The organism is Micromonospora sp. NPDC005220 (genome assembly GCF_040607895.1).
Taxonomy (GTDB): domain Bacteria; phylum Actinomycetota; class Actinomycetes; order Mycobacteriales; family Micromonosporaceae; genus Micromonospora.
On sequence record NZ_JBEXHP010000033.1, the window covers coordinates 23,074 to 38,931 of the forward strand.

Consider the following 15,858-nt stretch of genomic DNA (forward strand, 5'->3'; position numbering starts at 1 on the left):
CCGCAACGCTCAGATCTGCGCTCGCACCGCCAGGGCGAGGGTCTGGATCCGGATGAGTCACCGGACCGCCCCGGTGTCGGAGCTGGGGTAGACAGTCATGGCGACGGCATAAGCCCTGACGAGCAGGCTGGTACACCAGGCCGGGACAGGCCTCGAGGCCAGCCCGCACCTGCTTCGCGCAAGCATTACTCCACTTGACCCTGCGCACTCTGATCGATACTTTCTGTGCATGACTCAACATGCGCTGTTGCTGAGTAGAGGGGACCTCGATCGGGCCTCGGGCAGCATCCGCTCATGGCTCCCCCGCGCCTCAGCCCTAAAGCGTTACAGCGAATGCAGTGGCAAATTTCGTCTGGACGCCGATCGGTGCCGAGAGCGTCCGACACGGGAGGTCGCTACCCCTGGCCCACTGTGACGTCTGTTGTCTGCGTCTGAAGTCACGAAGATCAAGATTTTGCCGAAGCATTACGGTGAAGAGACGTACGGCTTGTTCAGCTACGGCGCCCAGAAGGAATGCCATGGCTCGGGAACGACTCGTCACACTGCGGATCGTGATATCTCAAGACAGTGCAGGCGTCCACGCAGCCGTCAGATCTGTCCATCTTGCCGTCGCACGTCCCTGACGCTGAACAGGAACGGCAGATTCCCGAAGCACCTCTCCCCCGACGGCACCAACTGTTCCATGTCCGAGGCGAACAACCGCAGATAGGATTCTGAGCAAGCGCCCCGCTTTACGGTCACATTTCACGCGCTTTCGGCGGTCGCGGCGAGAGCGAATAGCGGTTCTTGCAGGTAAATCTCCCCGCTTTCGTCAGGCGGTTGCATTAGCCCAGGCGCGTCGGACAGCTCCGGATCCCATGCAAGGTCAGCATCTATTGAATGACCGGCGGAGATTCCAAGGCCCCTGATCGACTCCTCGCTTTCGATCCCCGGTTCATCGCTTCCGGTTTCAGCGCTCCCAGCCCCGGCTTCCCCGATGGTCGGCAGGACGTAGTGCTGAGCCAGCATGGCAAGGTGCATGGGAAGCGGCGTTGACAGGGCATCGAGATAGTCGGGAGCCTGGCGTAGCTGGTGGGAAGCCAATGCAAGCGCCTCCGGCGAATCATCGGCCTGGCATCCCATGACCACGATTTCGACCAGGGCCGGATTCCATGCGGGGATGGCTGCGTCGATGGTCGGCTCCCCGCGGTTGACGCCTTGACGGATGGGGCGCGGCGCGATGCGGTTCGCCTCCACCGCCGAATCGCGGAATGTGCTGGCTTTTGAGGTCGTGCTGTAGAAGGTTCTTTCCTCGGTTGCGGTGTCCTGGCCGTCGACCCAGAGACCGGGTGGCAGGCCGTTGATCCCTCCGGGCGCGGCGTTGCCCCACCACTGAGGCGTCTCTCGGCCGTCGGCGTCTCGTATGCGGACGAGTCTCAAGTCCGGATCCAGTCCTGCGGCCGGAGCGTGCCCCGTCTTGATTGAGTCAGGTTCGGCCTGGCCGTCCTGGAGCCAGGGCCAGTGCATTCTGCTGTTCTGTGCGTGTGCGAACAGGAGCGTGGGGTGGCCTCGCAGGGATCGGATCATCTTCTGCAGGTAGCGGGCCGTGTCTTGGCGCTGTTCGTCCATGGTCTGCTTCCAGACGCGGTAGGTGACGCGTTTGCGTCCGCTCGCCGCAGGTGTGGAGCTACGCTGTTCTGGCATTGATGGTTGTGTGGTCGGCTGCTGCTGGTCGTCGGAGTCGATCTCAGGGATCTCGGCTTGCTTGACCTGCAGGAGTAGGAACTTGGGGTAGGGAACCCAGGCGCCCTCCTTCTCATCCCAGCCGGTGACGACGGCGAGTCCTGTGCCCTCCTGGACAGGACTTACCATCACCGCGACAGGTCGGTGCCGTGGGAGTTTGGTAGGGCCGTCGTTGCGGCGCTTGACCATCCACAGGGATGCGTACCGTAGTCCGGCGGGAAGTTTGCCGCCCAGTGTGTGTTCGGGTAGTACCCGCACGCCGAGTTGGCGGAGCCCGTCCTGCCAGCCCGATCGCAGGCGGTGGTCCATGTTCTTCTCTGAGTTGTAACCCTTGACCTTCTTGGGCACCATCACGAACTGGGTGAGTATTCCGGCGTCTGCGGCACCGAGGCGCAGAGCGTACTTCGGGTCGTCCCACTCGTGCGCGTAGTCCCTGCGACGGTCGATCTCGATGAGCGCAAGTTCTGGTTTCTGCGGGTCTGCGAGGTCTGATGTAAGGAATGCGGCGGTGACTGACCGTCGAGCCGCGATGGCGTCCGTAAGGGCTTTCGTCTTCGGCCGCGTCGCCGGGTTCATGCCGAGGGTGTCGGCCAGTCCGCCGGTCAACCGTAGGCATCGCAGCCGGACTGTCAGCTCTGGCGTGTGCCACGTGTGGATCACCGGGCTGCCAGGGGTGGAGTTGTAGTAGGCGTCATCGGTACGATCCTCGGCCCGGCAGCCGTCCCCTTGAAGTCCCAATGTCTCAGCTAGAGTCCGAATCGCCGCGTCACGCAGTGAGGGTGTCTGCCACAGCAGCCGTGCCTCGATGAGTGGGGCGGCCTGGACGTCGTCTTCTCGGCCCTGCGCCGGCTCGGCGGCTTGGTTAATTCGTACAGCGAGAGCAAGCGCCGCACGGCGGGCGTCGGCCGCCCGCTGCTGCTCTGCTTCCTTGGCCGCTACTCCGGTGGGCGCGGGCCGAACATTGCGAGGCGTGTTGACGCCTGCGGTGGAGCGGCGCAGGCTACGGACTCGGCTTAGCCCTTCAGGCATGGCTTGCTCGGCCCATTCGATGAGCTGCGACCGCTGATGCGACATCAAGCCTGGGCCGATGCCATGGGAGCCCATCCGGGTGCTGTGGACGATGGCCGCACGGACACCCGACCCTGGATGGTCCTCGATCCAGTGAAGCGGCCGTGTCAGCAGATCCTGCGGGTCAGGGAACGGACGGCTGAGTTCGAGGCGGCTGAGCATGCGGGCCGGTCCGTTTTTTCCCCAGGCGAACTGGCCACTGGCCCGGTCACGTGCCAGCATCGCCACCGCGTACCGGTCTGTAGCCGGCGCGCCGGGAAGCCACGGGATGCTCGGGGCGAGGTAGACAGACGTAGCGGTTCGGTACGGCAGCCGGACTGCTCCCGTGGACTTGTCGACGTGGGTTATCCAGCGTCGCACGCTGACGTGAAGATGGATACGCGGCCTCGGGTCGAACGGCACCGTGTGCAGCGTGACCGCGATGACGATCGAGAACCACCAGGTGCGCCCTTTGACTTCGTGGTGCAGCGGCTGGGACATGAGCTCAGCACCTTGCTGGCGCGGTCCTCTGGGAACGGCACGAAACTTCAGCTGACCGCCGTCGAACTCGTAGGGCAGGAGCCTGGCGATGCGCCGGGCGACGGCATCGGTGGCCAACTGGTACTGGCGCGCTGCAGGCGAGGCCGTGCCGCCCGTCGTAGTGGCGCAGCCAAGCAGGTCCACGGGAGTTTCGTGCCACGTCGGTGGAGTTGCCCGGAGTTCGCGCAGGCACTTCAGCACAGTGGAGTAGTGCTCGGGCTCGGGTCGCAGGTCGCGCAGCCAGGCCCCGGAGAGCCGGTCGAAGGTGTCGCCGGGCAGGGGGCTTGGCGCGTCGGACGGGACATACAGCCAGTAGTCCTCCACCGGCACCCGTAGCCGGTCACGAACCCGGCCGCGCACAACGAGATCTGGTGCGAGTGTCTGAAGGACGCCGTCGAAACGGGCGGTCGGCGCGGTGCGGAAGGGTTCATCCTCAGGGTCCCGGCCCAAGTTGCACAGCTTGAGGACGCTGCTGTGCCAGCTCTCCGGGAAGTCGAGCGCGCGGTACTGCCCGACCCAGGGGGCGGCGTCCTCGTCGAAGACGTAGGCGGCTCGGCTGATGTTGTCATACCTCGGTGCCATGCGGACCTCCGCGATCCTGAGCATTCGGCTTTTCGGTCAATGCCTTGTCCTCTGCTGCCCGCAACCGGGTCAGTGCGTCGTACAGGGGCTCGTAGAGATTGCGCACCAGGGCGGGGTCGGCCGGGTTGTGGAAGCTTTCGGGCTCCCTGGCGTCGTCGAAATACGGAGCGAGTACTTCTTGAAGCTTGATCAGCAGTCCGGGGTCGGTCCGTTGTCGGCGCCGGGCGGAAGGCCGTTGTGGTTCGGTTTCGGTCGTCACGCTGCGTACGCCTGCGTCGGCAAGCGCGGGGGCGAACGCCGCGTCGACGAACACGACTCTTGCTGGGACGCCGCCGCGTACCAGGCGGCCGATGACCTGCCAGATGGCGACCAGCTGGTCCCAGGCGAACGACTCACGTTCGCTGGGGCTTAGACGCGAGTAAGCGTAGCGGCGTCTCAGTAGTCGGCGCCATTCCCTGCGGGCCAGGTGGCGGAAGGCCAATCCGGCTGCATCGAGGCGGCTGGCGTCGGTGACGAGTTTGCTGAAGGTGCCGGTCTCGTGACCGGGTTCATCGCGGACGAAGCGTGCGACCCAGTCATTGATGGCAAAGATCGCCAGTGTCAGATCGTCTGGACGTGGATGGGGCCGGGCAAGGAAGAACACTGTGCCGAAGGCGGCCTGGTGCCCGCTGTTGAGGATGTTGTGGCCCCGCTCGACGGCCAGTAGCGGAGCAACGAGCAGCTCAGCTTCATGGTCATCGGCGAAGCTCGCGAGGTCTCCGCGGCGCAACACCCTGGCACGGGCGGCACCGACGCCGGTGCCTGCGTCGGCTGTGCCCGAGTCTTCTAGTTCTGCATCGTCGGCGGCCAGGACCCGGACCCGCCGATTCCATCGTGGGATGTCGTCGAGCAGGTCGGCTGCGATGGTCGCTTCGCGGTAGCTGCCGACCAGGAGAAGAGCTCGCCGACGGTTGTCATCGCCGATCTGGCGAAGTTCGTCGTCCAGCGGGCTCGACTGGGTAGCGGTCGACTTTCCCAACCGAGTGATCATTTGGCGTAAGACCGCCGGACGTGTCTCGGTGGACGCCCCCGACAATGTCAAGGCCCTGTCGCCGTCGTAGAGAAAGTGGGTCCGGAAACTCGTCTGGCGGATAGCGTCCAGGGCGTCGTCGTGAGGTTTCAGGATGGCTTTCACCGGGACGAGGATGTGCGCGCGGGTCGATGTGCCGGCCCAGCTAGTGCCGGACATGAGGACCACGTGTGGGCCGGATCTGCCCTTGCCGGGGTCGGATCCGAGGGCGGACAGATTCAGCAGTAGTTCTCGGCCGACGCCTGCGCAGCGGAAGAACCGCAGGATGCCGCTACGCCGGTCGTCTTTGCCCGGTTCAGGATCGTCGGTCAGGTACTGGAAGCCCAGCACGTTTCCCATGGGGGCTTCGGGCACGACGGGTGCGTAGTCCAGCGGCGGCCGCCGGGCAAGTTCGTTGTCGGTGGAGTCGAGGTGTAGCGCGGCTTCGACCTGCGGCCATAGGAATGTGACCCGGTTGAGGCGGTGATGCAGCGTTGCTAGCAGGAGTGTGAACTCCAGCCGCAGCGCGGTGCGTTCGAACCAGGGCTCGGTTCCCCAGATGTCGACCGGGTCGAGCTCTGCCTCGCCCGGCTTGGGAGCGGGTTGGGTGAGCGAGTCGTCGAGGATCGGAGCGCCGGTGAGGAGAAGATCGAGCATAGTACGGACGCGCTTGCGGCTGGCGCTCGCGTCGAGGGTGTGCATGAGGTCATGTGCGCCGGCGATGAGGGTCTGGGTACCAGGCTCGCGGGGTCCGTGGTCGCCGAGCGGATCGTCGCGGAAGGCGTCGAAGATGGCGATGACCTCGCGGCGCCGCCCGGCCCACGGCTCGGTGTCGGATGTGGGCAGATCAGCGGGGTTCTCGTCGGGGTCCAGCGGGTCGGCTGTTTCGTAGACGTCGTTGTCGGTCTTGTCGTCCCGGGGTGCGGACGGGTCGGTGTGCTGTTCGGGAAACCACTCGGCCATGAGCTTTTCTTGCAATGTCCAAGCACTGAAGTAGTCGGTGTCGGCCCAGTCGCGTAGTGATTCGTCGTTAATGAGCATCGCGTAGATGCGGTTGGTCGCGGAGCTGACGACGTCGAGGGCTTTCGCCCAGCGTTCGACGTCCTCGTCCGACAGCGGCAGGCGCCCCTGGCGAGCGAGTTCGTTGATCTTGTGGGTGTGTAGTTTGTCGAGCCAGGACTCCGGACCGCGGGTGACCAGTGTCGCCGACGGGGCGAAGGCAGCGTCGAGCTGCATCTGAACGCGATCGGCCTCGTCGACGAAGATGATGTCGCTGCGTAGGCATGCCAGCTCCAGCCGGCGCAGCCGTTCTTCGTTGAGGTGGTAGGGCACGCCGCTTTGCAGGAGGCTCGCGGGGTTGGCGACCCAGATCAAGGCGTCAACCATGTCCCGGTCGATGCTGTGGCGGGCGCATTGGTTCCAGATCGGGCATCCGTGCGCCGGGATGCGCTCTTCGTCGGTGTCGTCTCGGGCGGGCGCGCTGGTGAGATAGTCGGTCACGGGATAGGTGTCTGGCAGTTCAGACTTTCCATCCGGTGACTTCGGCGGGGCGACTGGCCGAAGGCTGACGCAGGGCGCGTCGGCGTAGCGCAGCGGCTCAGCGGCCTCCAGGCCGCGCAGCGCGTCGATGACACATGCGGTGCTCAGGTCATCGAACCCCGGATGATCATGGGCAAGGAGCGAATTCGAGCCGCGGGCAGCGAGCCGGCGGTGCAGCCGGCCGGTGTGTCGCTCTCTGGTTGTCCCACCCAGGACCGGTGCGGCGCTCAGCCCGAAGTTGCGGAACAGGGTGGTGAGCGTGAGCTGTTCGGCGACGTCTCCGACGACCAGGGTCGTGCGGAGACCCTGTCTCGCGGCCCAGGCCGCGACCATGATCATTAGGGTACTCTTGCCGGCACCGACCATGCCGACGAGGTGCAGCATGCGGTCTAGGCGAAGGGTATCCGAACGCTGGAAGGACTTGCCGTCTGCGTTGAGAGTCTCCAGATGGACGTCCTCAAGTCGCTTGACCCAGTGGCCGGACGGGAGCCCGAGCTCGCGTTCGGTGTTCTCCATCCACTGGGCGGTGGCGTGAAGCTCGTCGCGCGAGATGTCCAGAGGCCGGCCGGCGGCGCGGGGTATCACGGACAGGTCGTGACCGGGCATGACCGGGAAGCGCAGCTGCTCAGGAATGTTGACCGAGGTCGGACGTCTGCGATCGCGGAAGAGGTTCGGGCCTGCCGGGGCTAGGGGCAACGCGTGTCGATCGAAGTCGGGAAGCTTCGACAGCGCCTCGTCGTACCGCGTCAGGCGGTCTACGACGATGGTGGCGGCGCCCGGGTAGGCCGTCTTCAGGTCGGGCGAGACGCGGTAGGCGCGTAGCCTTTCGGGCAGGGCACGGTATGCCGCCAGGCGCTGCAGCCAGGTCCGGCGGCGACGCAGCCTCCACAGCAGATGACGTGCGTTCACGATCATGGCGAGCTGTTGAGGATTGGATGCCAGGCCGGTGGCTGTGGCGAACGGGTATCCGCCTAAGAGGGTGTAGATGCCGTCCGCGCCGGCGACGCCCGACGCCGGGTCGACGTCAACCTGGAGGCGCTCCAGCAGCCGCAGGCCCAACTCGACCTGGCACAAGACCGCCGGCTTGAGCGCTGTCGACTCCTCGGGCCATACCCGTCCCAGCTCTTTGGCTATGGGTTGGTACCACCTGCTGCTACTGCGCATCGTAGGCTCCGTTGTCCGGGTCAGGTGCTGCCAGATGTACGCCTGTCTCGCCGCGCAGCCGCGCGTGTACTCGGGCGATCAGGTCACGGTCGGTAAGCAGCGGCAGTCCGGCGGCTTCGGGTGCGCGGTTGCGGTAGAACATGGCCACGTAGCCGCGGTGGGCATCGGCCTGGGCTTGAGGGACGACCCAGCACGCTTCGTCGTAGGGTGGATCGGGTCGCACGGCTCTGGCCGCCCGTCCGAGCAAGCCTGGGTGTTTCCAGTCCTTGACGTCGATGGCCCACACATGCCCGTCCGGGAAGGTCACTCGCAGGTCGTAGGCGTCGAATCCCGGCCACATCCCGATGTCCACCGACGAGCCGCGATGCCGCAGCTGCCCGAGCCGGTTCTCGAGGTCGACCTCGGCGCGGCCGGGCCCGGTTACGAACTGCCGTAACGGACGAACCAGCTGGAGCACCTCGCCGGCCTCGGCTTCGGCCAGGATTCGGCCCGTGGGCGCGGTGCCGGTACGGCGGCAGGCGTCTCGCTCGCACCACCAGCGCCCGCCGGAAAGCGGGGTGAGCAGGGTGAGGCATCGCCCACAAGTCCGGTATGCCCCGTCCCTACGGTAGGCCACAGGTGCTGAGGTGTAGCAGTGACCGATCAGTTCGGCGACTGGCTCGAGGAGCAGATCGGTCGCGACCTGGAATCGTTCGTCGCTGTTGAGTACCGGCTTGGCGACCAGGAGTCTGCGGAACGCCGTATAGGACTCCGGTGACGACGCCTGCGAGCACAGCCGCATGGCCGCTCGGACGACATCGCGGTCGAACTTGGTGGCGGCACTGTCGCGGCTCTGCACCCACCACTCGTGACACAACTGGGTGGGCACGAACGCGTCGGGGTCAATGAGGTAGTCGTCGAGGCCGAACGCGTCGGGGGGCAGGTCAAGTGGCCAGTCCTCCAGCGGTCGGGTCCGGCACCAGAAGAGCAGGTCAGGCAGACTGCGAGGGGTCTCCTGCACCCCAGCGAGCAGGCACGCCAGGATCAACCGGTCCAGCGCACGTTGGGCTTCGGCCGGGTAGGGCATGGTGAACGCGGCCAGTCCGGTGACATCGGCGAGGCGAATCACTGCGCTGGCGATGGTATGCAGCAGTGGAACATGAGGATAAAGGCTCCAATCCTCATGTTGGTTGAAGGTGGTGGGCATCAGCGTTTCCCGTTCAGGTCGTCAGTGCGCCGAGGTGATCTTGGCCTGGCTGGCACCAGTCGAGGGCTTCGCAGCTGGCGCAGGCTGCTCCGGGCTGGGGCTCATAGGTAAGGTCGCGAATCCACGGCTTCGCCAGGTCGTCGATGACCTGGCGTGCCTCGTCGACGACAGCCGGGCGAGCCGGATCGATCTCTTCCAGGGTCACGTCGTCGGGGGTGAGCAATTCCAGCTCCACCCGAGAGTGCGCGACGATGCCGCCGAGTGCGCCCGCGTTGAGCATGAGCACCGCTAAGGCAAGCTGCGGATATTGGCGCAGCAGCGGCTTTCCTTCGAACAGTTTGCTCGCCGACGTCTTGGTCTCACGCCAGATCCAGCCACCGTCGCGGCTGTGCACCAGGTCCGGCGTGGCCGTGAACACGAGGTTCACTTCGTGATCGAAGCACGTGATCTGTGGCTGGATTAGCACCTTCTCCGAGGTGCGGAGACCGTCCAGGGGGCAGAACCAGCCATGGTGTGCCGCCATGCGTGCGGCCGCGTCCGCGTCAATAGGCGGCAGCGAGAACCGGTCAGCCAGCCACATGCTCACGTCCGGCCCGGATTGGGCGCGGCAGGCAGTGCGGTCGCGGTCCGCGTGACGCTCGTTGAGCCACGCGTCAACGGCCCGTCCCCTCCTGATCGCGTTGCTCTCCGGCCGTGTCGACTTGAGTTTCAGTTGGCGCAGGATGTGGTACTTCGCAGGACAGTCCTCGTAGTAGCGCAGGTCCGACACCGACATGCTCATGCGGCGTCCGCTCGGGTGGCCCGCCGTCAGCGACAGCAACCCGGGTGTTCTCGGCAGAACAGTGCACCCTGTTATCGCCTTGCAATCCAGGCAACTCGAGCCGGGCTTGGTCTGCATGTCCCCGACTACCCGCGACAAGACCGGGGCGGCATCGGCAGCGAAGTTGTCATCTACCTGCCTACGATTCCAGTCGGCCAGCACGCTGAACGACCCGTCGGCGCATCCGACGTCGATGACCCGGGCTCTCGAGGAATGTTTCGGCTCACCGATTTGCGGCCGCCTCGCCGGAGTCATTTTGTGTGGAGCCTTCCAGCCGCCTACCGCAGAGCCGCCGAACATTGTCACCTTCGCGGCCGCCGCGGTCTCGCCAGCCGGTCGCTCGGTCTTGGCGCGGCCGAACGAGAGCAGCCACAGTTCACGCACCTCACCGTCGGCGGATGTGTAGCGCCGGCCCCATGCCGTCTGCTCGTACGCCCTGGCGCCCCGCGCGTCGGGCTGGCTCAGCTGCCGCTGGATGACCCACTTGACGTCCACCGCCCGCGTCGTTGGCTCGCCTGCTGCCAAGCGCGCCGCCTGATCGGCCTGGCGAGCCGTGAGGTAGTGCGAGATCGCCAGCTCGGTCCACTTCAGCAGACCGGGGTGAGCCGGAGCCCGACGATGGTTCCTGAATGTCCCGCGCGTCTGCCACATCAGGCTCAGGACTTCTGTCTGGCTGAGTCCGAACCGGGAAAACTCGATCCGGTCCAAGGCCGCCATCAGTGGACCGAGCGCGAAGTCGGCCAGCGGAAGGGTCAGCTCAGGAGCCTCCGGGTCTGCGGTCACCAACGGCCGCGCCTCGAGGCTGCGTCCAAGCGGGCAGTCTTCGTCAGCCTCCCGCGCCGCGGCGAGGTTGGTGCGGATAAGGGTGATCTCGCCGGCGGTTCCGTCCGGCCTATGCCAGGTTGACATAAAGTAACCTCGATGCGGCGTAGAGGCTGACCGATGCCGGTCGACCTGTCAGGACACTCACTCAAGCACACTCGGCGATATCTGTAAACTCAGTACACTGACACAACGCTCTGAGCGTGGTTCACTGTACGGGGCTTCGCTCCCGCGGAGCCGATCCGGCGCGTGCAGCACTCCACTCCACATCAGAGGACGGTCATGAAACCAGGCGACGTGCTGAACCACCGGTACGAGCTGGTCGAGCGCCTCGGCAGCGGCGGCATGGCCGAGGTCTGGAAGGCTTCAGATCGGCGGGAACCACGCCTAGTCGCGGTGAAGATGCTGCGTTCGGACCAGTTCCTCGCGTCCTACGCCGGCGACGATGCTCGCCACGCCGACCTGCTCATGGCGCGCCGGCGCTTTCGGCGCGAGGCCAATCTCCTCAAGCAACTGCGCCATCCCGGAATTCCTAGGCAGTTCGACATCGGCAAACACGGCGACGATCCGTATCTCGTCATGGAATACGTTGACGGCGGTTCGCTGCATCAATTCCTAGAGACGAACAATCCCAGCATCAGCACGATAGCGTCGATCGTCGTACAAGTAGCCGCTGCCCTGGACGCCGTACACGCACTGCCCGTCGTCCATCGCGACCTCAAACCACACAACATCCTCATCGCCGCCGACGGTACCGTGAAGTTGATCGACTTTGGTGTCGCGAAGATACTCAGCCCCGGGGCCACCCAATACACCCGGCAAGGCTCCACGGTGGGCAGCAGGGGCTATCAAGCCCCGGAACAAATCCTGGAGGAGCAGGTCACCCCTGCCACCGATCTCTACGCGCTTGGCTGCATCGTCTATAAGATGCTCACCGGCCGCCCACCGTTTGAGGGAGACGGCCTGGCGAAGAAGCATCTACGCGAGGCGCCAGCACCTCCCACCGTATACAACTCCCGAATATCCGCAGACATCGAGCACCTCACCCTGGGAATGCTCGGCAAGAGGCCGGAGGATCGGCCCGAGAGCGCTCTTGCGGTACTGGAAGTATTCACTAAATATCTTCCCAAGCCGGGTGATCCCGCCCCTTCGCCGAGGATCAATCCGGATCCGACAGCGTACTTCCGCAACGTACGAACCTCGGACACCTCGCAAAGGGCGATGCCCGCGGCGAAGCAGCCGTCGCACCCTCGGGCGGAAGGCCGACAGTGGCTCAGTAAGCGAGAAGTCGCGGCGTCGCTGGCCCGGCTCGGCACAGATCCGGTCAAGCTACAGGAGGCTTCCGCCGAACTCTGCGACCTGCTCGCAGCCGCACAGCGCCAGTGGGGAGTACGAGAACAGGTGGTGTCCACCGTACGGCAGCAGGCGTCGGATGCCTTGCGGTTGGCTGGCGACTTCGGCCGTGCTGGCGCTCTCTATCAGGACACGATCGACATCGCCGTCGCCGAGTTCGGCGAGGACCACCCCGACGTATGGGAAGGCCGCCTCGGACTGAGCGAATGCCGCATTCCGTTCGGGGACCTGCAACCCGCTATCGGCCTGCTAAGGGAGATGACCGAACTGGTCCGCACGCTACCCGAGCCACCCGCCAGCCATCTGGCTGAACGAGCCATCGCGGTCGCACAGAGTCTACGAGAGGCAGGTCATACCGAGGCCCAGACGTTCATCGACGCCCTGGTTGACTGGCGTTCAGCCAGCTACAGAGCTTGAAGGGCCAAGGTCCGAACTATCTCGGTGGTTCGGGTTCGAGAGTCATGCCGGCGCTGGCGAGGAAGCCGGCGAGAAGATCGGTCCGTAGCCGACAAGCGCGTAGTCGACGTTGACCAGTTCAGCGAGGTGCTCGACGCCGTGGGCGGCGGTGTTGGTCACGCCGCGTTTCATCCAACGCCAGACGCCTTCGATGAGGTTGAGGTCCGGGGAGTAGGCGGGTAACCGGATCACGCTCAGCCACGGCCGGGCGGCGATCAGGGCGTGCAGCGGCGGCTGACGTGGGTGTTCAGGTTGTCCCAGATCGGCACTATCGGTGCCTGCAGGCGCTGGTGGGCCTGGTCGAGGAAGGCGATGTAGTCGTCCTCGCTGAAACTGCCACGCTCCCCGGCGCGACCAGGGTGCGGCCGGGCTCGCCACATCAGCCGGCCTCACTGTCCGGGCTAGAGGCAGACCAGACCGGCGATCGAGACCCGGCCGGAGCCCTTGCCGGACACCTCGACCACCGGCGTGTGCCCGCGCCAGGCCCACGTCTTGGCCACCGCCCGCGATGCTAGCCAGCGATCGCTTCCCGATCGCGTTCGACGGCGCGACGAGTGGGAACCTGCTGGCTGTACCCGACGCGATGCAGCAGATAGGACACCCCACGCAGCGTGTAGGAGACACCGAAACGACGCTCGATCACCTCGGCCACCCGCGCGAGGGTCCAACGGGCATCGTCCCAACCGTGCACGGTCGGACCTTCAAAGCGCAGCTCTGCCAACTTTTTCAACTGCTCAACGGAGAGTTGCAGTCCGAACCGCCTGGCCCAGCCGACGCCGGAGCCTCCGTGCCGCCAGCAGTCCCCCGCCGCCGCCACAAACGCACCGACTTCTCGGAAACCCGCAGCTCAGAAGCGATCTGCGCGGTCGGTACGGACTTCTCGAACATGGTCGTGGCCTCGATCCGGACCTTCTCACGCCGGACCTCGGGCTGCTGCGTTCAGGCGACCACCAGCCGGATACCTTATACCTCTGGCCTACCGAACCCATCGACTCAAATCACGCAGACACGCCGACGGACGTCAACCTTTCAACCTCTGTAGCGCCAGCGTCGGAAGCACACGACCGGTCACCTCACCGCTTCGCGATCAAGGTCTGGGTGATCGCCTCAGTACACTTGAGCACGCCCTGCGGAGAGTTGATCACTGATCCTGGTGACCAGGCCTGTTCCGATCTGATGGAGGCCTAGTAGCGTCTCCTCCAGCCGGGCCACTGCCTGGAACGCGTCGCCGTAGGCGCTCTGCTCAGCGAGCGCCAGCTGTAGTACCTGTAGCTTGCGTACATCGATGCGGCCTGAGGATGTGGCATGCGTGCTCGCCTGTCGCGCGTTAGCTGGAGCTCGGAGACAGCCTGCTAGAAACCACGAGTCGAGCAGCTTCGAATTCACCCGCATCGAGTACAGCTGAGGGCCTATGATCAGCGGCTCACCCATGTGCACCCATGCGCGATATGCGCGCTCAACACCCGCCACGATGACGTCGCCTGCCACGGCCATGGTTAGCAGGCCGGCCTCTACCCCCTTGCGGGCAGCCTCCGGTTCAAGCCATCCCCCTGGACGTCCGGTCAACAACAAGTCCCTCACGTGCAGCACGGGGACCGCCCCGGGAAAGCCATCCTCAGAGTCAACGTCTGCTTCGACGGGTTGGCCCGTTCGGAGTTTGAGGGCCTCAGCACGATCCAGATCGCTGACGCTTGTCATGCCGACCGTGCGGTGAGGTTCGGCCGAGAACTGAAGCGAGGACAGGCGCCCCGAGTGCGCATCCAATTCGACTAGGATCTTCTTGAAATCGTTCCACGCTTCGCCTAGGTCGACCTGCTCGCCGGCGCTTAAGGGAACATGACGCCCTGGTGTGAGGTCGACCTGCTCGTCCAGCAGCGTCATCACTGAGATGATCCCACACCCGCTAGGCAGCGGCTTGGTCGTACCTGGCCCACGGCTGCTCCCACCGCGACTTTGAAGTTCATCGAGCATCTGACCGATATGACCTTGAAGGCATGGCCAGTCGAAGTCCTGCGGCTTGCCGCCTGGCGATGCAATGAAAGCGGAGGTGTCGCACAGGAGGATCTCCTGAACAGCGTTGTCCTGCGCCTCTTCTGGGGGTGCCTGCAGAATCCACAGGTGAAGTGCCACGCTGTACGGCGGGGCGATACCCGGCGGTAGTGCGATCACCGCCCGGACCGTTCCGGCGCGCAATAGCGCACTCCGGATTCGGCGCCCCGCCCGCCGAGACGCTACCGCAGGCGGCAGCAGAAGTACTGCCACACCGTCCGGCGCCAGCCGGCTCAGTACGTGTTCGACCCAGGCAAGTTCCGACTCTGTCCGAGGCGGGACACCGTACTTCCACCGCGGATCGGTGGCCAGTTCTTCATGGCCCCAGTCTCGCTCGTTGTATGGCGGAGCGGAAATGATCAAGTTGGCCTTGATTTGGCTGTGCGTGTCGGTTCGAAGCGAATCTCCCGGACGGACATCAACCACAGGCAGCTGACCGCCAGCCGCCGCTCGGGGGACGCGATCGTCGCTTTCTGACGTGGCATGCCGTTTGCTGATCTCGAGGCCCAGCCGCGCTGACGTCATCGCGACGGACGTGGGATCGATGTCAGTACCCAATAGTGTGCGCCATCCGCGCCTGGCAGCGGCAAGCAGCAGTTCGCCGCTCCCGCACGCCGGGTCCAGCACCGTGCCGTAGGCTTCCAGTCCGACCGGCACCGACGCCATCGCGGCGGTCACCATCAGCTCGGCAAGCTGCGGTGAAGTCACGCTCATCTGGCGGACATAGGTTTCGAGCCATCGACCGAGCAGAAAGTCGAAGGTCTTTCTGGCCCCCTCCTCACATGCGATCTCCACGGCTTGGTCCACTAGCGTGACTGCGGCACTGGGCAAATCTTGCGACGGCGCCAATGTCGGCTCGATTGCCCGCGGCAGGAGTTTGAGGCCGAACTCCGCAATCGCCCTGCCACTCAACGCCCGGTCGCCAAGCACTTCGAAGCGCGGCCAAAGTCGCTCGAGGTGGCCTATGTGCTTGATCTTGCCGTTCGCCAGCAGCCACGACTCAACCTCAATCAACGAGAACTGAGGATTTGCGTCTGTGCCGCCGACAGCGCGAGGAAATGTCGGATGCCGTCGTCGCCAGTTGCTCACGGCGGCGCGTCCAACGCCGGCGATCCGCGCGATCTCTGCGAGAACGACCGGGGTGTCGGTCTCTTCTGGCATCTGCACTCCCGAGTCAGCTGGACGACCGAGCGGTCGCTCAGCGTCGCTTCGCAGCAACATCAATAGACATGACTGCAGTGGAGCATCTGGTTGACACAGTTTACAGCCATCTGCCGTACGCTTGCCCAACCAGGCCAATGCCTGCGATCGCCCCTCCCCTCGTGCCGTCCACCAGGCGCGACACAGAATTGCCAACAGCCGCTCAGTTCCGCAGGTCGCCGCACGAGTCGCCGCCAACCCGTCCCGTCGCTGGTCGGGACCGTCTCCGCAGGTCCGCTGCCGTCGCACGCTGCTCACGCCGCCGGTACCGTCATCAGATCATGAGAGAACCTTGTGCGCCCGGCGGCCTTCCTCGAACTGCCAAGGCGA

General features: G+C 65.2%; 9 protein-coding genes. 1 reads left to right on the forward strand and 8 read right to left on the reverse strand.

Annotation, left to right across the window (positions count from 1 at the left end; genetic code table 11):
• Window positions 1–744 precede the first annotated feature (744 nt).
• From ABZU52_RS15380 to ABZU52_RS15395, 4 genes are read right to left on the reverse strand one after another with little or no spacing between them, the layout of a single operon-like run.
• Window positions 745–3,891: a DUF3962 domain-containing protein gene (locus ABZU52_RS15380; protein WP_354971680.1), complete on the reverse strand. Its 3,147-nt coding sequence runs from the start codon at window positions 3,889–3,891 to the stop codon at window positions 745–747.
• Complete coding sequence (locus ABZU52_RS15385) at window positions 3,875–7,642, reverse strand: signal recognition particle (protein WP_354971681.1); 3,768 nt, start codon at window positions 7,640–7,642, stop codon at window positions 3,875–3,877. The genes ABZU52_RS15380 and ABZU52_RS15385 overlap by 17 nt, the downstream gene beginning before the upstream one ends.
• A complete protein-coding gene (locus tag ABZU52_RS15390; RefSeq protein ID WP_354971682.1) occupies window positions 7,632–8,828 on the reverse strand; it encodes a hypothetical protein in 1,197 nt (398 codons plus the stop codon). The genes ABZU52_RS15385 and ABZU52_RS15390 overlap by 11 nt, the downstream gene beginning before the upstream one ends.
• 13 nt (window positions 8,829–8,841) lie before the next feature.
• On the reverse strand, window positions 8,842–10,557 hold the full coding sequence (locus tag ABZU52_RS15395; protein ID WP_354971683.1) for a PD-(D/E)XK nuclease family protein: 1,716 nt from the start codon (window positions 10,555–10,557) through the stop codon (window positions 8,842–8,844).
• Between the two features lie 195 nt (window positions 10,558–10,752).
• On the opposite strand from ABZU52_RS15395, the gene ABZU52_RS15400 reads away from it, so the two are divergent.
• Window positions 10,753–12,240 carry a serine/threonine-protein kinase gene (locus ABZU52_RS15400; RefSeq protein ID WP_354971684.1) on the forward strand — a complete coding sequence of 496 codons (1,488 nt, stop codon included), beginning with the start codon at window positions 10,753–10,755 and terminating at the stop codon, window positions 12,238–12,240.
• 42 nt (window positions 12,241–12,282) lie between these two features.
• On the opposite strand, the gene ABZU52_RS15405 is transcribed toward ABZU52_RS15400, so the two are convergent.
• The 4 genes from ABZU52_RS15405 to ABZU52_RS15420 form a co-directional block, all read right to left on the reverse strand.
• Entirely contained in the window at window positions 12,283–12,471 is a 189-nt protein-coding gene (locus ABZU52_RS15405; RefSeq protein WP_354971685.1) for a transposase, read from the reverse strand.
• 23 nt (window positions 12,472–12,494) lie between these two features.
• On the reverse strand, window positions 12,495–12,659 hold the full coding sequence (locus ABZU52_RS15410; protein WP_354971686.1) for a hypothetical protein: 165 nt from the start codon (window positions 12,657–12,659) through the stop codon (window positions 12,495–12,497).
• A 131-nt stretch (window positions 12,660–12,790) separates the two neighbouring features.
• Entirely contained in the window at window positions 12,791–13,096 is a 306-nt protein-coding gene (locus ABZU52_RS15415) for a winged helix-turn-helix domain-containing protein (RefSeq protein WP_354971687.1), read from the reverse strand.
• Between the two features lie 290 nt (window positions 13,097–13,386).
• Window positions 13,387–15,489: an N-6 DNA methylase gene (locus ABZU52_RS15420; protein ID WP_354971688.1), complete on the reverse strand. Its 2,103-nt coding sequence runs from the start codon at window positions 15,487–15,489 to the stop codon at window positions 13,387–13,389.
• Window positions 15,490–15,858 lie beyond the last annotated feature (369 nt).

What these genes read in the sequence shown, in the direction of transcription:
- ABZU52_RS15420 (WP_354971688.1), bottom strand. Translation starts at nt 15,489, where the DNA reads ATGCCAGAAGAGACCGACACCCCGGTCGTTCTCGCAGAGATCGCGCGG.
- ABZU52_RS15390 (WP_354971682.1), bottom strand. Translation starts at nt 8,828, where the DNA reads ATGCCCACCACCTTCAACCAACATGAGGATTGGAGCCTTTATCCTCAT.
- ABZU52_RS15395 (WP_354971683.1), bottom strand. Translation starts at nt 10,557, where the DNA reads ATGTCAACCTGGCATAGGCCGGACGGAACCGCCGGCGAGATCACCCTT.
- ABZU52_RS15400 (WP_354971684.1), top strand. Translation starts at nt 10,753, where the DNA reads ATGAAACCAGGCGACGTGCTGAACCACCGGTACGAGCTGGTCGAGCGC.
- ABZU52_RS15385 (WP_354971681.1), bottom strand. Translation starts at nt 7,642, where the DNA reads ATGCGCAGTAGCAGCAGGTGGTACCAACCCATAGCCAAAGAGCTGGGA.
- ABZU52_RS15380 (WP_354971680.1), bottom strand. Translation starts at nt 3,891, where the DNA reads ATGGCACCGAGGTATGACAACATCAGCCGAGCCGCCTACGTCTTCGAC.
- ABZU52_RS15410 (WP_354971686.1), bottom strand. Translation starts at nt 12,659, where the DNA reads ATGTGGCGAGCCCGGCCGCACCCTGGTCGCGCCGGGGAGCGTGGCAGT.